The 21,037-nt window shown below is 63.2% G+C and carries 24 protein-coding genes; 13 read left to right on the top strand and 11 right to left on the bottom strand.

Translation table 11 applies throughout. The annotated features are described in order from the left end of the window. Positions 1–186: 186 nt before the first annotated feature. Positions 187–576: a hypothetical protein gene (locus tag EOB59_RS23175; RefSeq protein WP_127271781.1), complete on the top strand. Its 390-nt coding sequence runs from the start codon at positions 187–189 to the stop codon at positions 574–576. Positions 577–679: 103 nt separating this feature from the next. Here the strand turns inward: EOB59_RS23175 and EOB59_RS23170 are convergent, their stop codons facing one another. Both EOB59_RS23170 and glyS read right to left on the bottom strand, forming a co-directional pair. After that, positions 680–907, bottom strand: coding sequence for an ATPase (locus tag EOB59_RS23170; RefSeq protein WP_128289317.1), 228 nt, complete (start codon positions 905–907; stop codon positions 680–682). A 109-nt stretch (positions 908–1,016) separates the two neighbouring features. Beyond that, positions 1,017–3,482: a glycine--tRNA ligase subunit beta gene (gene glyS, locus EOB59_RS23165; RefSeq protein ID WP_128289316.1), complete on the bottom strand. Its 2,466-nt coding sequence runs from the start codon at positions 3,480–3,482 to the stop codon at positions 1,017–1,019. A gap of 88 nt (positions 3,483–3,570) precedes the next feature. On the opposite strand from glyS, the gene EOB59_RS23160 reads away from it, so the two are divergent. Then, positions 3,571–3,885, top strand: coding sequence for a hypothetical protein (locus EOB59_RS23160; RefSeq protein WP_127270002.1), 315 nt, complete (start codon positions 3,571–3,573; stop codon positions 3,883–3,885). A gap of 3 nt (positions 3,886–3,888) precedes the next feature. On the opposite strand, the gene EOB59_RS23155 is transcribed toward EOB59_RS23160, so the two are convergent. After that, positions 3,889–4,809: a glycine--tRNA ligase subunit alpha gene (locus EOB59_RS23155; protein WP_174800366.1), complete on the bottom strand. Its 921-nt coding sequence runs from the start codon at positions 4,807–4,809 to the stop codon at positions 3,889–3,891. 218 nt (positions 4,810–5,027) lie between these two features. On the opposite strand from EOB59_RS23155, the gene EOB59_RS23150 reads away from it, so the two are divergent. Continuing rightward, complete coding sequence (locus EOB59_RS23150) at positions 5,028–5,489, top strand: GNAT family N-acetyltransferase (protein ID WP_023808656.1); 462 nt, start codon at positions 5,028–5,030, stop codon at positions 5,487–5,489. A gap of 79 nt (positions 5,490–5,568) precedes the next feature. On the opposite strand, the gene EOB59_RS23145 is transcribed toward EOB59_RS23150, so the two are convergent. The 5 genes from EOB59_RS23145 to EOB59_RS23125 all read right to left on the bottom strand — a co-directional run bounded on the left by EOB59_RS23145 (position 5,569) and on the right by EOB59_RS23125 (position 10,089). Further along, positions 5,569–7,344: a tetratricopeptide repeat protein gene (locus tag EOB59_RS23145; protein WP_128289320.1), complete on the bottom strand. Its 1,776-nt coding sequence runs from the start codon at positions 7,342–7,344 to the stop codon at positions 5,569–5,571. Between the two features lie 257 nt (positions 7,345–7,601). After that, complete coding sequence (locus EOB59_RS23140; protein WP_128289315.1) at positions 7,602–8,045, bottom strand: DUF1284 domain-containing protein; 444 nt, start codon at positions 8,043–8,045, stop codon at positions 7,602–7,604. After that, positions 8,042–8,635: a biotin transporter BioY gene (locus EOB59_RS23135; RefSeq protein WP_127328424.1), complete on the bottom strand. Its 594-nt coding sequence runs from the start codon at positions 8,633–8,635 to the stop codon at positions 8,042–8,044. Before EOB59_RS23135 ends, EOB59_RS23140 begins: the two co-directional genes overlap by 4 nt. A 106-nt stretch (positions 8,636–8,741) precedes the next feature. Next, a complete protein-coding gene (locus EOB59_RS23130) occupies positions 8,742–9,410 on the bottom strand; it encodes a GntR family transcriptional regulator (RefSeq protein WP_027164176.1) in 669 nt (222 codons plus the stop codon). A gap of 76 nt (positions 9,411–9,486) precedes the next feature. Next, positions 9,487–10,089 carry a TetR/AcrR family transcriptional regulator gene (locus tag EOB59_RS23125; RefSeq protein WP_127268976.1) on the bottom strand — a complete coding sequence of 201 codons (603 nt, stop codon included), beginning with the start codon at positions 10,087–10,089 and terminating at the stop codon, positions 9,487–9,489. 100 nt (positions 10,090–10,189) lie between these two features. Here EOB59_RS23125 and EOB59_RS23120 point away from each other — a divergent pair, with 100 nt between their 5' ends. Continuing rightward, positions 10,190–11,641: an MFS transporter gene (locus tag EOB59_RS23120; RefSeq protein ID WP_128289314.1), complete on the top strand. Its 1,452-nt coding sequence runs from the start codon at positions 10,190–10,192 to the stop codon at positions 11,639–11,641. Between the two features lie 6 nt (positions 11,642–11,647). Here EOB59_RS23120 and EOB59_RS23115 read toward each other — a convergent pair whose 3' ends face one another. Further along, entirely contained in the window at positions 11,648–12,664 is a 1,017-nt protein-coding gene (locus EOB59_RS23115; protein WP_127272280.1) for a polyprenyl synthetase family protein, read from the bottom strand. A gap of 203 nt (positions 12,665–12,867) precedes the next feature. On the opposite strand from EOB59_RS23115, the gene EOB59_RS23110 reads away from it, so the two are divergent. The 7 genes from EOB59_RS23110 (at position 12,868) to EOB59_RS23080 (ending at position 17,195) form a co-directional block, all read left to right on the top strand. After that, entirely contained in the window at positions 12,868–13,092 is a 225-nt protein-coding gene (locus EOB59_RS23110) for a DUF2007 domain-containing protein (protein ID WP_063167652.1), read from the top strand. After that, entirely contained in the window at positions 13,092–13,892 is an 801-nt protein-coding gene (locus tag EOB59_RS23105) for a methyltransferase (RefSeq protein WP_127811023.1), read from the top strand. Before EOB59_RS23110 ends, EOB59_RS23105 begins: the two co-directional genes overlap by 1 nt. A gap of 79 nt (positions 13,893–13,971) precedes the next feature. Beyond that, on the top strand, positions 13,972–14,835 hold the full coding sequence (locus EOB59_RS23100; RefSeq protein WP_127811024.1) for a S49 family peptidase: 864 nt from the start codon (positions 13,972–13,974) through the stop codon (positions 14,833–14,835). 128 nt (positions 14,836–14,963) lie between these two features. Further along, positions 14,964–15,149, top strand: a complete 186-nt coding sequence (locus tag EOB59_RS23095) for a hypothetical protein (protein WP_127811025.1) — start codon at positions 14,964–14,966, stop codon at positions 15,147–15,149. 20 nt (positions 15,150–15,169) lie between these two features. Then, positions 15,170–16,069 carry a 4-(cytidine 5'-diphospho)-2-C-methyl-D-erythritol kinase gene (locus EOB59_RS23090; protein WP_128289313.1) on the top strand — a complete coding sequence of 300 codons (900 nt, stop codon included), beginning with the start codon at positions 15,170–15,172 and terminating at the stop codon, positions 16,067–16,069. After that, the gene (moaB, locus tag EOB59_RS23085; protein WP_128289312.1) at positions 16,056–16,610 is read left to right on the top strand and encodes a molybdenum cofactor biosynthesis protein B; all 555 of its coding nucleotides are present in this window, start codon (positions 16,056–16,058) and stop codon (positions 16,608–16,610) included. The genes EOB59_RS23090 and moaB overlap by 14 nt, the downstream gene beginning before the upstream one ends. Before the next feature lie 141 nt (positions 16,611–16,751). Then, positions 16,752–17,195, top strand: coding sequence for an aldehyde-activating protein (locus tag EOB59_RS23080; protein WP_127395892.1), 444 nt, complete (start codon positions 16,752–16,754; stop codon positions 17,193–17,195). 7 nt (positions 17,196–17,202) lie between these two features. Here EOB59_RS23080 and EOB59_RS23075 read toward each other — a convergent pair whose 3' ends face one another. Together EOB59_RS23075 and EOB59_RS23070 are read right to left on the bottom strand one after the other, a co-directional pair. Further along, entirely contained in the window at positions 17,203–18,177 is a 975-nt protein-coding gene (locus tag EOB59_RS23075; protein ID WP_127322392.1) for a hypothetical protein, read from the bottom strand. Between the two features lie 142 nt (positions 18,178–18,319). Beyond that, a complete protein-coding gene (locus EOB59_RS23070; RefSeq protein WP_128289311.1) occupies positions 18,320–18,844 on the bottom strand; it encodes a glycosyltransferase in 525 nt (174 codons plus the stop codon). Between the two features lie 150 nt (positions 18,845–18,994). Here EOB59_RS23070 and EOB59_RS23065 point away from each other — a divergent pair, with 150 nt between their 5' ends. Together EOB59_RS23065 and EOB59_RS23060 are read left to right on the top strand one after the other, a co-directional pair. Further along, positions 18,995–20,149: a PA0069 family radical SAM protein gene (locus tag EOB59_RS23065; protein ID WP_023808673.1), complete on the top strand. Its 1,155-nt coding sequence runs from the start codon at positions 18,995–18,997 to the stop codon at positions 20,147–20,149. Positions 20,150–20,300: 151 nt separating this feature from the next. Further along, entirely contained in the window at positions 20,301–20,999 is a 699-nt protein-coding gene (locus EOB59_RS23060) for a ribonuclease HII (protein WP_127270953.1), read from the top strand. The last annotated feature ends 38 nt before the right edge of the window (positions 21,000–21,037 follow it).

Here is a 21,037-nt window from a genome sequence, read left to right as displayed (position 1 = left end):
CGGCGCCGGCAGCAGGGCAGCGCATGCCTCCCAACGGCTACACCAAATAGCCCCGGCTCAAAGACAGCCGACATCGATGGCGTGACTTGACGGTGGTCTGGCGCCCGGCGCACCATTGCCAGGCAAGCCCCGTTCTAGGTATTCTGGCAGACGGGATTTCATCGCTAGGGGTAAAGGGGGGTGATCATGAGAAAATCTGGAATCGTAACCGGGGCAGGCCTTCTGCTGGCGTCGTTGCTTGGCGTCGTCGCGGCTCATGCCGACGACATGCTGGGATCTTATGTCGCGCGCATTTCCGATCGCGACCATCAGGCGAGTGACGGCTATGCGCTGGACAATGCCGCGCAGATGGTGCGGCAGGACCGCGCCAACTGGCACAAATTCCACCGCCGTGACAGCGACGACGAGGCTGATGGCTGGTTCAGGACCAACGGCCAGCGCGCCGACCTGCAGCGCATGCTGGAACGCGGCGGCGCGATGAGTTCCTCGACCAAGCGCGCCATCGTCAATGGCGAACCGCTGATCCAGGTCGATGTCTACGAAAACAGCGTGCGCGTCAGCATTCTCGAGAACTGACCGTCGCCAGGGACGGCTGACCGTCGGCTTCGGGGACGGCTGATAGGAAAAGGCGGCGCCTCAGCGCCGCCTTGCCATCGATAGACTCGGCGGCCGAAAAAAATCAGGCCGCTTCTTCCTTGTCGTCATCTTCTTCGGACTCGTCGCCGTCAGCCTTCACGCTGTCCTCGGCGTCGTCCTCGTCTTCTTCGTCTTCATCTTCGTCGTCATCAGACAGGTCAGCGGCTTCGACCGCTGCGGCGGCGGCATGATCGAGAATGGTTTCGGAAGCGGATTCAAGCGCCTCGGCGGGAGTTTCTTCTGTCACTTCGATTTCGTGATCGGAATTCATGGAAGCCTCCGTGGGGTTGGGGAACATGTTCCTTTTGCCACGGAGAGATCATCGCCATATGACTGTAAGCCGGCTTGAGCGGCCGGTAGCAGAGAATATTTTCTTCGCCTTAACCTGCGATCCTGGAGAAATCCGCGACCTGACCGGTGGCCGCGCGGATGCGGGCGAGCAGCGCGAGGCGGTTGGCACGCACCGCCTGATCCTCATCGTTTACAAGAACATGCTCAAAGAATGAATCAACCGGCTCGCGCAACACGCTAAGCGCCAGCAGGGCGCCGGAAAAGTCATCGTTTTGAATCGCTTCGCCGGCTTGCTTCTCAGCCTGATTCACCGCCGCAAACAGCGATTTCTCGGCATCCTCGCGCAAAAGTGCCGACTCAACGGTTTCGGCGACCACCGTTTTCTTCTTCTCCTCGGCGGCCAGAATGTTGGCCGCACGCTTGGTGCCGGCGAGCAGGTTCTTGCCATCCTCCGTGTCGAGGAAGGAGCCCAGCGCCTCGACCCTGCGCACGATCTGCAGGAGGTCGTGGGATTGCGGCGTGATGACCGCATCGATCAGATCGTGGCGAGAACCCTTGTCGCGGAGATAGACTTTCAGGCGGTCGTGGAAGAAGGCGAGGAGGTCAGCGGCTATTTGCAGAGCTCTCTCTTGGGTTTCCGAGATAATACGTTCAGCCCGGCTTGGAGCCTGTTCTCGTTCAACCATTTCGTTCAAATCACGAACGGTCTTCTCTCCTACCCCAAGATCGGCCAAATGCTGAGCTGCCTCAGTCTGCCGATCCAATTTCCGAAAATGATCGCCAACCACGTATCGGGCCATACTGAGCGCGAACACGGTGCGAAGCGTCAGCCTGATGCCGTTCTCGACAATTATCCTCACCACCCCCAGAGCCGCGCGTCTCAGCGCATACGGGTCCTTCGAGCCGGTCGGCTTTTCGTCGATCGCCCAGAATCCGACCAGCGTGTCGATCTTGTCGGCAAGCGCCACAGCAACGGATACCGGATCGCTCGGCACGCGATCGGACGGGCCTTGCGGCTTGTAGTGTTCCTCGATGGCTGCGGCCACAGATGGATGCTCGCCCTGCAGCAGCGCATATTTGCGGCCCATGGCACCCTGCAGTTCGGGGAACTCGCCAACGACTTCGGTGGTGAGATCGGCCTTGGCGAGAACCGCGGCGCGAGCGGCAAGCGCGGTAATCTCCCCCCTCGAGGGGGAGATGTCGCCGAAGGCGACAGAGGGGGTCGGCACAACCGGATGCGACGCCCCATTGCGGTCAGAGGACGCCGGCGCTTCACGCGCGGCGACCCCCTCTGGCCTGCCGGCCATCTCCCCCTCAAGGGGGGAGATTGACTGCGCCACGATCGGCGCCAGTTCTTCCGCCAACCGCTTGATCCGCTCCACCCGTTCGCCCTGCGTGCCGAGCTTGGCGTGGAAAGTCACGCCGAGATGGTCGAGGCGGGCCATGCGCTGGTCGAGCGGCTTCTTGAGATCAAGCCCGAATTTTTCCGCCGATGCCTCGAGCTCAGCCAGGTCAGGCAAATCGCCCTGGTCGGTCGTCCAGAAATAAAGCGCGTCGGACAGGCGGGCGCGCACCACCTTGCCGTTGCCGTGGGCGATCTCCTTGCCGCCATCCCTGGCTTCGATATTGGCGGTGAGGATGAAGCGGTTGGAAAGCGCGTCGTCGACACCCTGCGGCCGCGTCACAAAGCACTTCTGGTTGGCGCGAATGGTCAGTCGGATCACTTCGGCTGGAATGGCCAGGAATGCCTCCTCGAACTCGCCCATCAGCACGACAGGCCATTCGACCAGCCCGGACACCTCCTCCAGCAGCCCGTCGTCCTCGACAAGGTCAAGCCCGTTGGCGAAGGCGAGATTGCGGGCATCGGCAAGGATGATCTCCTTGCGCCGATCAGCATCGAGCACGACCTTGGCCGCTTCCAGCTTGGAAACATAGTCGTCGAAGCGGCGTACCGTGATGGCGTCAGGCGCATGAAAACGGTGGCCATAGGTGGTGTTGCCGGAGCGGATACCGTCGATCTCGAAATCGACCACGACAGGCTCCTCGGTCTCCGGGCCGAACGTGCACAGGATCGATTGCAGGGGCCGTACCCAGCGCAGCGAGCCGGGCTTGGCCGAGGCCGGCCCCCAGCGCATCGATTTCGGCCACGGGAAATTGCGGATGATCCCCGGCACCAGTTCGGCGATGATCTCTTCCGCCGCCCTGCCCGGCCTCGAAATGTGGGCGACATAAAAATCGCCCTTCTTCGGATCGGAATGGACATGGGCCTCGGCGATCGAGGAAAGTCCGGCCTTGCGCAGGAACCCCTGGACCGCCTGTTCAGGCGCCGATGTCGAAGGCCCCTTGATCTCTTCGCTTATATCTTTCGAGCGCGCGGTGAGGCCCCTGATATCGAGCGTCAGCCGGCGTGGCGTCCAGTACTCGCGCGCCGCCTCATAGGTCAGCCCCGCCTCGACCAGGCCGTCGGTCAGCATCTTCCTGAGATCACCCGCCGCCTTGCGCTGCATGCGGGCAGGAATCTCTTCCGAGCGGAGTTCTAGAAGCAGGTCAGGCATGGATGGGGCTCACGCGGCAAAATGGTCCGGGCGGGGGCATAGCAACTCGGCTGGCCGCTGTCACCCTTTCCGCGCGGGGATCGCCGATTTGCGCCCGTTTCCAGAAATTTTGGCCGCCCTGTCGGGACAAGACCGCGCCACCCGTCCTTGGATCAAAGATTTCCATGAACCGAACGCAGCGCTGAAGCGACCCACGCTCAGGCAGGAAACTATTGGCTCAACGACCATGAAAACGGCATCCAGACTTCTGCAGATCCTCGCGCTCGGCGCCTGCTTCACGGCGCAGGCTCACGGTGCCTTCTCGATGCCGGGCGTTCGACAGGCATTGCGCACGATCGACGGTGCCGGCGGTCAGGCCGTACCGCCGATCAACGTTTCCCTCGAGATGATGAAGCGGGCCTGAAGCTCAGGCCGCCAAGCCACCCGCCTGCGTCTTCAAAAACGCTTCGCCGCAGGCCTTGGCCAGATTGCGCACCCGCAGGATGTAGCTCTGCCGCTCGGTGACCGAAATCACGCCGCGTGCGTCGAGCAGGTTGAAGACATGGCTGGCCTTGATGCACTGGTCGTAGGCCGGGAAAACCATGCGGTGCATCGGCAGATTGTCGTTCGATGCCGGCGCGCCGGCGTCGAGCAGCGCCTTGCACTCGGCCTCGGCGTCCTCGAAGTGGCGCAGAAGCATCGCCGTGTTGGCGTGTTCGAAGTTGTGGCGCGAATATTCCTGCTCGGCCTGCAGGAAGACATCGCCATAGGTGACCTTGTCGGCGCCTTCGCGGCCGTTGAAATTGAGGTCGTAGACATTGTCGACGCCCTGCACATACATGGCCAGTCGCTCCAGCCCGTAGGTGAGTTCGCCGGCCACCGGCGCGCATTCGATGCCGCAGACCTGCTGGAAGTAGGTGAACTGCGAGACTTCCATGCCGTCGCACCAGCATTCCCAGCCGAGACCCCAGGCGCCCAGCGTCGGGCTTTCCCAATCGTCCTCGACGAAGCGGATGTCGTGCAGCAGCGGATCGACGCCGATCGCCGCCAGCGAGCCGAGATAGAGTTCCTGTAAATTGGGCGGGTTCGGCTTCAGGATCACCTGGTACTGGTAATAATGCTGCAGCCGGTTCGGGTTCTCGCCATAACGCCCGTCCTTGGGACGACGCGAAGGCTGGACATAGGCAGCGTTCCAGCGTTTTGGGCCGAGCGCGCGCAGCGTCGTTGCCGGATGAAAGGTGCCGGCGCCGACTTCCATGTCGTAGGGTTGCAGGATGACGCAGCCATAGGCCGCCCAATAGTTGTGCAAGGTCAGGATCAGCCCCTGGAACGAGCGGCTGGGATGCATATGGGCGGGGATTTCAATTGTCACGGATGGCCTCGACAGCACAGGCTAGCTTGCCGGCACGTCCTAGAGACCCGGCAGCAAAGCGTCAAGCAAAGCACGCCGATGCGGTCACCCCGACATTGTGGACAATGTTGAAAGCTTTGCAGGGGCTGGCCCATTGCCCATCTCTCGGGCCTGCGCTCTGTTCGCCTGTGCAGCAACGACAACAGGTTTCAGCCATGCCCAGCCCGATCGTCATCCGCCCTGTCGCGCGACAGGATTTCGAGCAATGGCTGCCGCTGTGGGACGGCTACAATGCATTTTATGGCCGCTCGGGCGAAACGGCCCTGCCGGGTGAGATCACCCAGATGACATGGTCTCGTTTCTTCGATGCCTATGAGCCGGTCCACGCGCTGGTGGCCGAAGGCGAGGGACAGCTTCTCGGCCTCGTGCACTATCTCTTCCATCGCAGCACCACGGCGATCGCGCCGAATTGCTATCTGCAGGACCTTTTCACCACGCAGGCCTCGCGTGGCAAAGGCATCGGACGGGCGCTGATCGAGGGCGTCTACGAGCGCGCGCAGGCGGCCGGCTCAGGCCGGGTATACTGGCTGACGCATGAGACCAATCACACGGCGATGAAGCTTTACGACAAGGTCGCCGAACACTCCGGCTTCGTCGTCTATCGCAAGCTCTTCTGAGGCAGCCGGCCGAATCCGGTTCAAACGAAAACGGGACTCCGAAAAGAGCCCCGTTCGCCTTGAATTCAAATGGCTGACGTCACCCCTTCGGGGCGGGCACCGGCTCTGGCTTGACCTTCGGGGTTTCCTGCGCCGTGTTGGACTCGATCGGCGGCAGGCCCTTCATCAGCTTCTGCTGCAATTTGGCCAGCACATCGGGATCCGGCTTCAGGTCGCGAGCCTGGTTCCACTGGAAGGTGGCTTCCAGCTTGCGGCCGACGCGCCAGTAGGCATCGCCGAGGTGATCGTTGAGAACCGGATCTTCCGGCTTCAGCGACACGGCGCGTTCCATTTCGCGCACCGCGTCATCGAACCTGCCGAGGCGGAAATAGGCCCAACCCAGCGAATCGACGATGTAACCGTCGCTCGGCCTGAGGTCGACGGCCTTTTGAATCATCGCCAGGCCTTCCTTGAGGTTCATGTTCATGTCGACCCAGGAATAGCCGAGATAGTTCAGCACCTGCGGCTGGTCGGGGAACAGTTCCAGCGCCTTGCGGAAGTTCGGCTCGGCCTTGGGCCATTCCTTCAGACGCTCATAAGCGATGCCGCGCTGGTAGAAGATGTTCCAGTTGGCCGCGGTCGGCGCCTTCAGCACCTCGACGGCCTTATCGTAGAGAGTGGCGGCCGAACGGAAATCGTCCTTCGCGGAATAGACGCCGCCGAGCGCCAGATAGGCGCGCATGTCATTGGGATGGGCGTCGACCAAGGCTTTCAGATGGGTGATCGCTTCTTCGTGACGGTCGAGATCGGCAAGATTGAGGCCGAGTTGCAGGTCCGAAAGCTCCTTCAGCGGCGAAGCGGCGGGAATCCGGCGATAGAGCGCGATGGCACCTTCGCCGTCCTTCAATTGCTCGGACACGGCGGCGAGTTGCACAAGGGCAGCGTCGCTGTCAGGCTTCAAAGCAAGCGCATATTGCAGATAGAGGCGCACGAACGGCTCGCCGCCGCCACGGTTGAGCGCGGTGGCGAGGTCGAGCAGGATTTCGGAGGCGCCATCGGATGGGCCGGCAACCAGCGGCGCAATCTTGTCGCCTTTTGCAATTCGGTCGCGCAAGGCGACGATTTCCAGCTTGCCCGGCGAAAACGCCTCGGCCTGGTCGAGCACCGACAGCGCCTTGGTCTTGTCGCCCTTGCGGACCAGGAACGAGGCGTAGGCCTGGGCATTGCGCATCCAGGTTTCGGGAGCGGCACCGCCGGCGGCGGTATCCTGCATGGTCGCGGCATAGATCGCCTCGGCCTTTTCGGGCATGCCGGATGCATCAGCGATCAGGGCGCGGTGGAACGACTTGAACAGGCCGAACCAATCCGGCCCCTGCAGCTTGTCGATGGACGCCACCGCATCGGCAGGCTCGCCGGCGCCTTGCTGCGCCCAGCCGGACATCACGCCGGAGATCAACCGGTCGAGATCGGATTCCAGCGACAGCTTGAGCCAGTACTGCGCCTTGGTGAAATCCTTCTTGTGGAAGCAATCGACGGCGAGCGCCAAGCGCGAGAAACGCTCGACGTCAGGCACTTCCTTGAGCTTGTCGGCATAGACCAGGGATTCGTCGAAGCGCCCTTGCGCGATCAGCGACAGCATCAGGCTCTGCTGCAGGCCGGTGTCGCTCGGGTCGAAGGCCAATGCTTGCTTGTAGTAGGCGATGGCGCTGTCGAGGTCGTTGTCGCCCTCGGCGATCCGGGCCGCCAGATAAGCGCCCGAAAACGACGTGATCTTGACCGGTTCGGTGGTTTGCTTGGCATAGGCCGGCAAAGCCGAGATCGCCATGCCGGTCACAATTGCCAGCCTTGTCAGCCAGCGCGCACGTCCTTGCCGCATCATATCCCTTTCAGCCAGGCGCCATCTCCGCATCAGCGGGATCGGCGTAGACTCGATCTTTCCAGGCAAAGCATGGCCTTTTTGGGGTCGCGCTTCAATCCGCCTCGAATTCACAATCCGGGCACCCGATTAACAAATCATGGCGACAGGCACCAGTTTTCCGGTCTTGAATTTCGGTGTTGGCCCTGCACGGCGCCGAAGATATCGCAGATTCGACCCCTGAGCTCGGCTTCGACCGCTAAGGCTCGGGGCCAATATCAAACCTCGGCTGGCGCGGCGGACCGCTGCACCAGCGTGTCGCTATATCCACCGGCCGCTATCGTGCTGCACAGTTCGTTCCATTCGCAGCCGCCGCAGGCCTTGCGTACAAGGCCAGCCGAAAACGCCTGCCGCATCCGGGCTAAGGTCCCCGTGTCGAGATCGAGGTGGGTGCCGACCCGGATTGGCCGCGCCAGCAATTCCTCTACATCCAGCCCGGCGAGCCGGTCCCGCTCGACGACGCTCTCGTTGAGGCAGTGAGGTTCCGTCTCGTCGAGCAATGGAGCGCAGACATCATCGGGGCCGGAAACGAGGAGGATGTCCTCGCCCCGGCTCAGGCGCTCCGCGACGCGATCATAATTGGCGGTGAAGGCGGGGCTGTATCCCTTGCCCACATAGGTGAGCAGGCAAAGGAGATGATGGGCGCGCAGCTTGATCGTCACGGATTGGCCGGCTTGGCCTTGCCGCCGGGAAGGGCCATGAGGGTCGCGGCACCCAGCGCTGACTTGAGCAAGCCGCCGACGATGAACGGCAGGAAGCCGAAGGTAACGGCCTGTTCGGCTCCAATCATGACGGCAAGCCATGCTGTGCCCAGCACAAGGCAGGCAAGGTTGCCAAGCAGCATGGCGACAAAGGCAAGCATCACCCTTTTGCCGTTCCAGCCGCGTTCTGCTAGCCAGCCGACCAAGGCGCCGACAAGCGGGAAGGCGAAGAGATAGCCACCCGTCGGCCCGACGAAATGCGCGGCACCCGCTGCCCCTCCGGACAGAACCGGAAAGCCGACCGCACCCTCGACCAGCCAGGCGACGATGGTGAGCGCGCCAAGCCGCCAGCCATAGAGCGCGCCGATCAGGGTCACGGCAAAGGTCTGCATGTTTACCGGGACCGGCACCATCGGCACCTCGATATAGGACGCCAGCGCCAGGAACAGGGTGCCAAGCACGACGGCTCCAACCTGCCAGGCAAGAGAACGATCCTGGAGCCGGAGCGGACTGAACGACGGCTTGCCGGGGGAGAATGCGACGTCTGTCATTGGGATTCCTTCGATCGATGAAAATTATAGATAATTTCTCTTTCCGATCTATTATCGAATCCACACTTCCCTGGGGATTGCAAGCCCTCGCTTTGGCGGAGGCTGTCTAACCTACGATGGCGAAGGCTTCGCGCGTTGTTCCGGAAGCCGTCCTGACCGGCTTGCGGCCAATCCATTGGACGTGCCGCCCCAGTGTGACGGCCGCCGATTCGGTGTTTCCCTGCCGCAAGGCGGCGAGGATCGCGCGATGGTCCTGATCGGTGCGCGTCTCCCACTCCGACCGCCATGCCGCGAACAGGAAACGGGCGCTTGCCGCGTGCAGGTCGTCGATGGTGGCGAGCAGGCGCGGCATGCCGCATGGCGCCAGGATCAAGCGGTGGAAGGCGCGGTTGGCCTCTTCCCACGACCTGACATCGCGGGACTTGTCGCCGGCCTTGGTCGCCTCCTCGGCGAGATCGAGAATGGCCGATGTCAGGTGCGGCGCGGCGTGGCGCAGCGCCAGCACCTCAAGGGCGGCGCGCATTTCGGCGACCTCCTTGACCTCGCCCAGATCGAAAGACGCGACGCGCACGCCGCGCCGCGGCTCGCCGATGGCCAGCCCTTGCGCCTCCAGACGCCGGAAGGCCTCGCGCACGGGAACATGGCTGGTTTGGAATTCCTCGGCGATATGATCCTGCCGAAGCCTGGCCCCCGGCTCGATCGCGCCCGAGATGATGCGGTCCGCCAGAACCTTGCTGATGCGCACCGCGATGGTGTCGTCCGTGCCCTTTGCCATGTTTTATAGATAATTTGCGGCAGGGCAGCTTGTCGAGCCAATTGCAGTCGAAATCGCGAGGCGCCAGAAGCAAGACTCAAGGCTGTGAGACGAAACCGTCGAGCGCAGGCATCGCCACGGTGACCAGGTCATGCAGCCGCTTCTTCGGCACCCCGTCGCGCGCCTGCACTGAGAGGCCAAACAACAGCGTGGTGTAGTAGTCGCCAAGCGCTTCCGGATCGGTATCCGGCTTGAGGTCGCCGTCGCGAACACCCTTTCTCAGGCGCTCCACAATCAATGCATTGCGCGCCAGTCGGCGCTCGGCCAGCCAATGCAGCACGCCGTCATTTTCGGTAGCGCAGTTGGTGGCGGCCGAGACAACCATGCAGCCCTTCGGCAGATCCGGCCTTGTGTAGATATCGATCGCATCGCGCAGCAGCCGCTCGACAAACCGCCGAGCGGTTGGTTCTTCGGCAAGGGCACCGGTGGCGAAGCTTCCTTCGCTGGTTTCGTAGAGAACAACGGCTTCGCGAAACAGATCCTCCTTCGAGCCAAAGGCGGCATAGATGCGCGCCGAGGCCAGGCCAAGCATGGAGACGAGGTCGGCCATCGAGGTGCCCTCGTAGCCGCGCATCCAGAAGGCATCGCGCGCTTTCTGCAGAGCCTGGGCTCTGTCGAACTCCCTTGGCCGTCCCGCCATCGCAACCTCCATTTCTTTATCGATCCACAAATAATCCGCTTGACTCAAGATTGCAAATTCAATTCTTTGTCGATCGATAAAGAATCGAAAGGAGACTGGCATGAGTTCACTCGATCAAGGGCTGCCATTCGGCGCCACTACGACACAGGGAGGGATTGGCGCGAAGCGCGGCGCCACGCTGGCATTGCTCGCCTTCGCCCAGCTTATCATCGCTCTCGACATCAACATCGTCTTCGTGGCGCTGCCCGAAATCGGGGCTGGGCTGGGCTTTTCCGGCCAGACCTTGCAATGGGTGGTGAGCGCCTACACCGTGTTTACCGGCGGTTTTCTGCTGTTCGGCGGCCGCGCCGCCGACCTTATCGGTCAGCGCCGCATCTTCATCTTCGCGCTCTGGCTCTATGCGCTTTCGTCGCTGGTCGGCGGCCTCGCCTGGTCGCCGGAAATCATCATCGCTGCGCGTGCCGTGCAAGGCATCGGCGGCGCTTTCCTGTTCCCGGCGACGCTCTCGCTGATCAACCGCCTGTTTGCCGAAGGACCGGAACGCAACAGGGCGCTGGCGGTGTGGGGCGGTGCCGGCGCGAGCGGCCTTACCCTTGGCTCACTGGCCGGTGGAATCCTGACAGGCGCCTTCGGCTGGTCGTCGGTCTTCTACGTCAATGTGCTGCTGGCTGGCATCGCCATCATCGCCGCATTTGCCATCATTCCGCGCGATCCCAAGCGGCACCAGCACCGCAACTTCGATCTGCCGGGCGCGCTGACCGTCACCGCAGGCGCCACATTGCTGGTCTTCACGCTGGTCCAGGGACCTGAATATGGCTGGGGTTCGCCAGCGATCATCGCCAGCGCCGCACTGGCAGCGATCTTCATTATCGCCTTCGCGCTGATTGAGGCGAAGAGCGCTGACCCGCTGATGCCGCTGCGGCTGTTCCGCAATCGCAGCCTCGTCGCCGGCATGACGATCACCTTCCTGTTCATGGGAACGTTCGGAGCCCTGCCCTATTTCCTGACCGTGCTGTTGCAGACCGTACATGGCTTCACCGCCCTGCAAACAGGCCTGGCGTTCCTGGTGCCGTCGATCGCCATCGCCGCCGGCACGCAGCTTGGTGAACGCCTGGCGACGCGCTTTTCTACACGCTCGACCCTGGTCGGCGGCATGATAGTCGGCGCAGCCGGCACAGCGCTGATGGTCCTTGGAGCATCGGCCGACAGCAGCTATGCCGCCATCGTTCCCGGCCTGATCATCTCCGGTGTCGGACAGGGCATCGTCTGGACCGCCATGTGGATCGCGGCCGCGTCGGGCGTGGCACACGACGAACAGGGCGTTGCCTCGGGAATGGCCTGCACGACGCTCAACATCGGCAACGCGATCGGCATGGCGACATTGATCGCGATCGCCAACAGCCATGTCGGCGGATTGACTGGCGATGCACTGAAGGCCGCGATCGCCGACGGCATACAGATCGCCTTCTGGCTGGCGGCGGCGGGCATCTTTGTCAGCCTGCTGGCCGCGTTCGCTTTGCCGGGAAAGGCGAAGCAGCGGGCAACCGGGTGACGCCGCTCAGTTCACCCGGCTGATGCAGAAATCGATGACGTCGATCAGCGCCGATTTCTGCGGCGTCGCTTCCAGCGGCGCCAGCGCGTCGCGGGCGATCTCGCCGAAATGGCGGGCTCGTCCGATCGTGTCGGCGATGGCGCCATGGCGAGTCATCAGGCCGATCGCCTTTTCCAGGCCGGCGTCATCGGTGACATTGTCCTCGATGGCACGCTTCCAGAAAGTGCGCTCGGCCTTCGTGCCCCGCCGATAGGCGAGAATGACTGGCAAGGTCACCTTGCCTTCGCGGAAATCGTCACCGACATTCTTGCCGAGATCCTTGCTGGTGCCGCCATAGTCCAGCGCGTCATCGATCAGCTGGAAGGCAAGGCCGAGATTCATACCGTAGGAGCGCAGCGCCGCACGATCGTTGCGGGTCGCCTGGGCAATGACGGGCCCGACCTCGGCAGCAGCCGAAAAAAGTGCGGCGGTCTTGGCCTTGATGACGGCGAAATGCTCGTCCTCGGTGGTTTCGAGGTTCTTGGCGGCGGCAAGCTGCATAACCTCGCCCTCGGCGATGATCGAGGCAGCACTCGACAGGATATCGAGCGCTTCGAGCGAGCCGACATCGACCATCATGCGGAAAGCCTGGCCGAGCAGGAAGTCACCGACCAGCACGCTTGCCTGGTTGCCCCAGATCATGCGGGCGGTCTTCTTGCCGCGCCGCATGCCGCTTTCGTCGACGACATCGTCGTGGAGAAGCGTCGCCGTGTGCATGAATTCGACGGAGGTGGCGAGCTTGACGTGGCCCTCGCCGGCATAGCCGAACATCTGCGCGGCGGCCAGCGTCAGCATCGGCCGCAGCCGTTTGCCGCCGGACGAGATCAGATGATTGGCGACCTCCGGGATCATCTCGACGTCGGAGCCGGCCTTGGACAGGATCAATTCATTGACGCGCCCCATATCGGCCGCTGTCAGATCGATCAGATCCTTGATGGAGGCGGGCTCCCGCTTCCCGTTTTCGATGTTGAGAACGACACCCACGACAATCACTCCCGTCTTGGTATAGAGCGTGCGACGGCACCCTTAGTCCCTGCATGGACTCTAGGGCGGCGGACATGGCCACGGCAAGTGGCGAATTGGCGCGGCGTCGATGACGGAATGTCAACGACCACAGGGGGAACGGGGCTCTGCCTCGGAATCCCCTGCCCGTTTACATCAATAGCGCAAACTGCGAGTTTCATACGATGATAGAACTTGTCCGCACCAACGATGCCGTGATCATCTCCTTTGTGGAATCGCTGATGCGCGACGCCGGCATCGCCTGCTTTGTCGCCGATCAGAATATGAGCATTCTCGAAGGATCGATCGGTCTTTTGCAGAAACGCGTCATGGTCGACGCCGACCAGGCCGACGCGGCACGGCGCATCCTCAGGGATGCCGGCATCGCCAACGAGATCCGCGGAAAATAATGTCCGCCGCGCCCGCCGCCCTTGTTCCGGACACGCCGGCCCATACGGTCGACGCTTTCCATCGCGGCCGGTTCTGGCTCGTCCAGCCCAAGCAGGGCGGCCATCGCGCCGGCATGGATGCGATGATGCTGGCGGCATCCGTGCCATCGACCTTTGGCGGGCGCCTGGCCGATTTCGGCGCGGGAGCCGGAGCTGCCGGACTGGCGGTGCTGTCACGCTGCCCGGCGGCACAGGCGGTGCTTGTCGAACGAGCGCCGGAAATGGCGGCCTTCGCGGCGGCGACGCTTGCCCATCCCGGCAATGCCCATCTCAGCGATCGCGCATCCGTGCTGGTCGCCAATGTCACCGTATCGGGCCGGGCGCGGGCGGCCGCCGGCCTCGCCGACAACGACTTCGACTTCGTCATCATGAACCCGCCTTTCAATGCCCCCCGGGACCGCGCCACATCGGATCGCCTGCGAAAGGAAGCCCATGTCATGGAGGACGGGCTGTTCGAGAGCTGGATCAGAAGTGCGGCGGCGGTGGTGAGGCCGCGCGGCGGGCTCGCCGTAATCGCCCGGCCCGAACAGCTCGGCGCCATTCTCGATGCGATCGCCGGCCGCTTCGGCGATGCCGAGATGCTCGCCGTCCACCCTCGTCCCGATGCGGCGGCGATCCGCATCGTCGTGCGGGCAGCGCTCGGGGCGCGGGGAAAGCTTGCCATACGCCCGCCCCTGATGCTCCACACGCAGTCAGGCAACGGCCCCGACGAGCGCAGCGAAATGATCACCAACGGCCTCGCCTCGCTGTTCGGAGATTGAGCTATTCTGCCCGGCGACATTGCCGTTGGCCGGGAAATCCCTACATGCCTGCAACCCACCGACCGGAGACCGCGCCCTCGTGAAACGCCTTATCAACCGCCTGCTGCCGAAATCCTGGCGCTCCACCGTCGTCACCATTCCGGTCATCCGGCTGCACGGCACCATCATGGCAGGCGGTGGCCAGTTTCGGCCGAGCCTGTCGCTGGCTTCCACCGCCGGCCTCATCGAGAAGGCGTTCTCCTACGACGCGCCGGCGGTCGCCATCTCGATCAATTCGCCGGGCGGCTCGCCGGTGCAGTCTCGGCTGATCTTCAAGCGCATCCGTGACCTGGCCACGGAAAAGAACAAAAAGGTACTGGTCTTCGTCGAGGATGTCGCGGCGTCGGGCGGCTACATGATCGCGGTCGCCGGTGACGAGATCTTCGCCGATCCGTCGTCCATCGTCGGTTCGATCGGCGTGGTATCGGCCTCGTTCGGCTTCCCTGAACTGATGAAAAAGATCGGTGTCGAGCGCCGTGTCCACACCGCCGGCCAGAACAAGGCGGTGCTCGATCCGTTCAAGCCCGAGAAGAAGGAAGATGTCGAACGGCTGAAGGCGCTGCAGCTCGAGGTGCACGCAACCTTCATCGACCTCGTCAAGGAGCGGCGCGGCACGAAACTGAAGGACGACCCGGACCTGTTCACCGGCCTGTTCTGGACAGGCATCAAGGGCCTCGAACTCGGTCTGGTCGATGCGCTCGGCGACATGCGAACGGTGCTCAAGACCCGTTTCGGGGCGAAAACGCAGCTCAGGCTGATCACGACGCCGCGCGGTTTCCTTAGCCGCTTCGGCCTGTTCGGCTCAAGCAAGGGCTTTTCAGCGCCCGATATTGCCGCGGCTGCCGCCAGCGGCGTGATCGATGCGGCGGAAGAGCGCGCATTGTGGTCTCGCTTCGGGCTTTGAAAACCCGGCAAAACCGTCTAGCATGAGAGCTTGAGTTTCATGCATGTCGTGTTCCCAAAAGCGGGTCGGCATGCATCAACCGACCCGACCGGCCGCCTTCGCCGGCCCAGCGTGGGAGGAGTTTTGGCATGCCGCAGATCATTTTCTTCGCCGTCGTTGGCGTTGCCGCTTATTTCGGCTACCGCACCTTCATTAGGGAAGCCGAGCGCGTGACCGCCAAGGTGCGGCGCACAGAAAAGCAGACGGCCAACGGCGCGATCGGCACTTTGATCAAGGATCCGAAGACCGGCGAATACCGGCTGGCCAAGGACTGAGCATCATCCCGCAGACGATTGTGGACACCGACATCGGGTCGCGTAGCTGGCACGCACACGCCAAAATCAATCTTGCGCTGCATGTCACCGGCAGGCGCCATGACGGCTATCATCTGATCGAAAGCCTGGCGGTGTTCACGCGTTTTGGCGACAGGGTCGAAATCGCGCTCGCCAACAGCGATGAGTTTGCCGTGTCCGGCCGCTACGCACCGGCCGTTCCAGTCGACGCAAGCAATCTTGTGCTTAGGGCGCGCGACGCCCTGCGACAGGCGGTCGGGCAAGAGCGCACACCGCCGGTTGCCATCCGGCTCGAAAAGAACCTGCCGGTTGCCTCCGGCGTCGGCGGCGGTTCGAGCGACGCGGCGACCGTGCTGCGCGGGCTGGTGGAGACATGGGCGCTGGACATCGACGGCGCAGAGCTGGCGCGGATCGGCCTTTCGCTTGGCGCCGATGTGCCGATGTGCCTGGCGGCAAAGCCGCTGGTGGCGCGCGGCATCGGGGATGAACTGTCGATGGTGCCGGATTTTTCGACGCTTGGCCTGGTACTGGTCAATCCAGGCACCCCGGTGTCGACGGCGGATGTCTTTGCAGCGCTTTCCCGGCGCGACAATGAGGCCTTGCCACCGCTGCCGCGCGGCATCGATTTTCACAGCCTGCGCAACTGGCTGGAGATTACTCGCAACGATCTCGAGCCCGCGGCGCTGGCGATGCAGCCCGCCATCGGCAGGGCGCTTTCCTGGCTGAACAAGGCCGGATCGGGTTTTTCACGGATGTCCGGGTCCGGCGCCACCTGCTTCGGCCTGTTCGAGACCGGCAATGTCGCCAAGCGCGCAGCCGCCGAGATCCGCGGCCGCCAGCCCGACTGGTTCGTTGCCGCGACGCGCAGCATCGCATCGGAGGGAGCTGATGGCCAGAATTGACGAGAGCCGCTCCTTCATTCCCGTGCGCATCGCGGTGCTGACCGTTTCAGATACGCGCAGCCTCGCCGACGACAAATCTGGCCAGACGCTGGCTGACCGCATCACCGAGGCCGGCCACATCCTGGCGGCCCGCAATATCGTCACCGACGACCGTGAGAAAATCCGCGACACGGTTCTGGCGTGGTCGCGGGACAAGAATATCGATGTCGTCATCACCACCGGCGGCACTGGCTTCACCGGTCGTGACGTGACGCCGGACGCGCTGGAGCCGATCTTCGAAAAGCGCATGGACGGCTTTTCGGAAGTGTTCCACCGGATTTCCTACGACAAGATCGGCACCTCGACGATCCAGAGCCGGGCGACCGGCGGCGTCGTCAACGCCACCTTCGTCTTCGTGCTGCCGGGTTCGCCAGGCGCCTGCAAGGACGCGTGGGACGGCATCCTGAAAGCGCAGCTCGACTACCGGCACACGCCATGCAACTTCGTCGAGATCATGCCGCGCCTGGACGAGCATTTGCGGCGCGGCAAATCGGCTCCGTAAAAGCCGAGGCAAAGCGCCGGTTCCACGCCGCGTTCGCCAGGCAAAACAGCACCGGCGCCTTTGAAACCCCATTCCAAACCGGACCTCGGAAAAGTACCTTGTCTGAAGGCGATCATCGCCGTTCACGACAAGGCAGCTACGATGACCGTGCACACCGGTGGATGCCATTGCGGCAATATACGCCTTGAATTTTCAACCGAGCTCGAGCCACCGCAAACCGAAGTTCGCGCTTGCCAATGCTCGTTCTGTGTCAGACATGGTTCGCGCGCCGTTGCCGATCCGAATGGCAGACTGGTCATCTCGGTCAAGGACGAGACGCAATTGCGGAGATATCAGTTCGGGCTGAGGACGGCCGACTATCTGATCTGCCGGCGGTGCGGTGTCTACGTCGCCGCAATCGCCAGAGATGACGATGCAATCGCCAGAGATGACGATGCAAGGGCGATCGTCATCATCAACGCCCTGGACGACCGCGAACGGTTCAACCAGGAGCCGGTCCGCGTTGACTTCGATACGGAAAACAGGGCGCAGCGCCAAGCCAGACGCCGCACACACTGGACACCTGTCGAGATGAGCTTCGGATAGGCAGCTCTCAGCGGATAACCGGCTCGCCATGAAACCGTCGGCGCGACGGCGGCGATACGCCGAAGCCGACTTCCATCATCAGTCGCGGCGTGCGTGCCGGCACGGTGCCCATATGAAAGCCAAAGGGGTCCTCGACGAAGCCGAGACCGGCCTCGCCGGTCAGCGTCACCGGGCTCTGCTCGCCATAGACATCCAGCACCTGTTGCGCGGGATGGCCAACCAGAAGCGTGAGCTGATGCTTGAGGCTGCGGCGCTTGTGGCTGCCCCTGACATAGACATGCGGACCGGTGTCGGCGTCGACCGGCTTGAGGTAGAAGAAGAATTTCAGCATGCGCCAATCATCGAGGTCGAAATGATACTTGCCGAGCGAGGCGAGGTTCTTGTCGGCGTCCGAAGCCGCACCGGTTGGAAAACTCCACCAGACGCGCGTCGTGATCAGTTTTGCCTGGCCGCCGAGATAGTGCGCGGCAATATCCAGAAGCAGCGGATCGCGCTGGATGGCAAGCGCCGCCGGGCAGTCGAGGATGCGCTCGAAAAAATGCCCGCTAAGCAGCGAGCGGCCAAGGCGTTTCTCGGCCTCGGCATGTTCCCCCGGCATGAATTCGAGACGGCGGTCGAAATTGCCGAAGCAAGGCGTGCGCCCGGCGAAGTCGGCGATCTCTTCATGGATATCAGGCGGCAGGACCAAGCCTGAGAACAGCCCGTCGGAGCGCAACGCATCGACGACCGCTCCCCGTTCGACACCGGCAAACATCGTATCCCCGGCATTGGCGACCGGGCGGGCGCGTTTTGCGCCGAGCCAATGCATGCGGCGTCCAGGCATTGTGCGCGCCAGCACGAACATCGGCAGCCAGGCGGGGTTTTCGCGCAGGTCCGTCAGATAGGTTGGAATACGCACGGCGATGCGCCGCAGCAGGCTGCCGTTGCGCGCAATGGCCTCGAGACTGGGCGCGCCGGATGTGTCGGGGGTTGAAAGCTTCATTGAGTCCTCGGCTATGAGAGCACCACCGATGCCGCATCGGTGCTCGCCTCTCGGCATGTCCCAAACCCAATTCCCGCTTGAACGGAAGCTAACCCCGCGTCAGATTTTGTGCAATGCACAATGACCTGAGCAACTGCAAAAATCACGTCGACGAGCGGCGCTCCTGCTTGGCCGGCGCCATCCAGATCTCCGCGTCGAGCCGCTTCGTCGCGAGGCCGCGGGCGATGGCCTCGGCACTGCCGGCGCTCTTTGCCGCGGCAGCCGCCTGACGCTTGCTGATCAGCAAGCCGTCGGCCAAGGCGCGGTTTCCCGAAAAGACCCGGGCCAGGAATGGCGTGCGGCTGGCTCGCGTGCGCGAAAACCGTGCCGCCATGGTCTGCCTTGCCGTATGGGCGACAACCTCATCGATCCAGCCCTCCACCAGCCGCGCGCCCGGTTCCAGGAGCAGCAGCCAATCCCCCTTGGCCTGGCGGATGCCGGCAGCGACACCGCCCGTCACGTACTGACAGCCGGCATGCTCGGCCACACGATGCGTCTGGTCGGTGGAGCCTATGTCGCAGACGATGACTTCACGCACCACGCCCTCGACCGCGCCGCCAATCAGCGAGGCGAGCGTGCGGGCGAGGCCCTCCTCGTCATTGCGGGTTTCGATGAGAACACTGAGCATCCTCAGCCGAATAGCGGAAAGCGCCGGACAGCGCCAGTTTTTGCATCGCACCATAGAAAGTTCTTGCTTTGTTCTCATCAACCAAATAGGAATAATTTCATGAACAGAGCGATTCGACACAACACGGACAGTCCTTGGGAGCGGGCGAGAATGGAACAGATCGTGCGCGCCGACATTGCAGCTTTCGGAGCAGGAAGAGCCGAGATGGCCAATGCGATGGTCGAGCAGAGCGGCATGCGTGTCCGCCCGGACCGCAACCGCGGCAGGTCAGCGGGCATCAATCCGTCCGGCCGGTTCGAGCCGGTCAGCCGGCACGTGTTCGACGATGGCTGGAATTCGCTGGAGGAACTGCCGCCCTTCAAGACCGAAGTGCAGGTCGAGAAGCCGCGCACAATCATCACCCGCAACGAATCGCCCGACATTTCCTTCGATCGTTCCATCAACCCCTATCGCGGCTGTGAGCATGGCTGCGTCTATTGCTTTGCCCGCCCGACGCACGCTTTCATGGGCCTGTCGCCGGGTCTGGATTTCGAATCGAAGTTGTTCGCCAAGCCTGATGCGGCGCGCTTGCTTGACAAGGAGCTTTCGAAAGACAGCTATCAGCCGCGCACCATCGCCATCGGCACCAACACCGACCCCTACCAGCCGATCGAGAAGCAATACCGGATCATGCGCGAAATCCTCGAAGTGCTGGAAGCGCGCGGCCATCCAGTCGGCATCGTGACAAAGTCCGCTCTGGTGACGCGCGATATCGATATCCTGTCGCGAATGGCCGAACGCGGGCTGGCCAAGGTGGCGCTGTCGGTGACGACGCTCGACCGTATGCTGGCGCGCACCATGGAGCCGCGCGCGTCGACACCGACCAAGCGGCTGGAAGCGATCCGGCAGCTTTCGGATGCCGGCATCCCGGCCTCGGTCATGGTGGCGCCGATCATTCCGGGCCTGACCGACCCGGAAATGGAACGCATCCTCGATTCGGCACGTGCGGCCGGCGCGCGCGAAGCCGGCTACGTGATCCTGCGCCTGCCATTGGAGGTCAGCCCGATCTTCAAGGATTGGCTGCTGCGTCATTATCCCGACCGCTACCGCCATGTGATGTCGCTGGTCCGGTCGATGCGTGACGGCAAGGACTACGATTCGGAATGGGGCAAACGCATGAAGGGCGCCGGTCCCTATGCCTGGCAGATCGGCCGGCGCTTCGAGATCACAGCCAAGCGGCTCGGCCTCAATGCCGAACGGCGCACGCTGCGGACCGACCAGTTCGTTGCCGCCGGGAAAGACCAGGTGCAGCTGACGCTGCTTTGAGAGACAATTCGTCGCGGTGGTTTGATCCGTCGCGGCACCAGAATCCCGTCCGGCCTGCCCCGGCCTGCAGACGGTGCCCTCCCGGTCCGGCGCCCCACCCGACCCGGAGGGACTTGCGGAGAATCAGAGCCGATGCGAACCTCGCCGCAACATGGCTCGCGCGCGTTCTGATTCTCCGCCTCTCTTTGAGATCATCGAGAAGCCCGACTTCTCCTTCGAGACGAAGGCGATGGCGGAGGGGCTGTGGCCGGTTGCCGGGATGGACGAGGCCGGCCGTGGCCCCCTGGCCGGGCCGGTGGTCGCCGCGGCCGTGGTGCTCGATCCCGCCAACATTCCCGACGGCCTCGACGATTCCAAGCGCCTCAGCCATCTGCAGCGTGAAGCCTTGTTCCTGCGAATTCTCGGCTCTGCGCAGGCGGTCTCAATGGCCTCCATCAGTGCCGAGGGTATCGACGGCAGCAACATCCTCAAGGCAAGCCTGGAAGCCATGCGCCGCGCCCTGGTAGGGCTGTCGGTCAGACCGAAGCTCGCCCTTGCCGATGGACGCGACGTGCCGCCTGGCCTGCCTTGTGAAGGGCGCGCGCTGATCAAGGGCGACCAGCGTTCGCAGTCGATCGCCGCCGCCTCGATCGTCGCCAAGGTGATGCGCGATCGCATGATGTGCGGCTGCGGCAACCATCACGACCGCTACGGCTTCGAAGTCCATATGGGCTACGCCACGCTTCGCCATCGCACGGCAATCGAGGCGCATGGCCCGGTGGCGCGGCTGCATCGCGTATCGTTTTCGCCGTTCAGGCTGGGTGGCGCTGAAGTGGTTGAGGAAGAGAGCTTCGTCGGAATGGATAGCTGATCTCCCCCCTCGAGGGGGAGATGGCCGGCAGGCCAGAG

Origin of the sequence: Mesorhizobium sp. M7A.F.Ca.MR.176.00.0.0 (assembly GCF_004023165.1) — a bacterium.
Taxonomy (GTDB): Bacteria; Pseudomonadota; Alphaproteobacteria; order Rhizobiales; family Rhizobiaceae; genus Mesorhizobium.
This window is presented reverse-complemented; position numbering and strand designations above follow the sequence as displayed.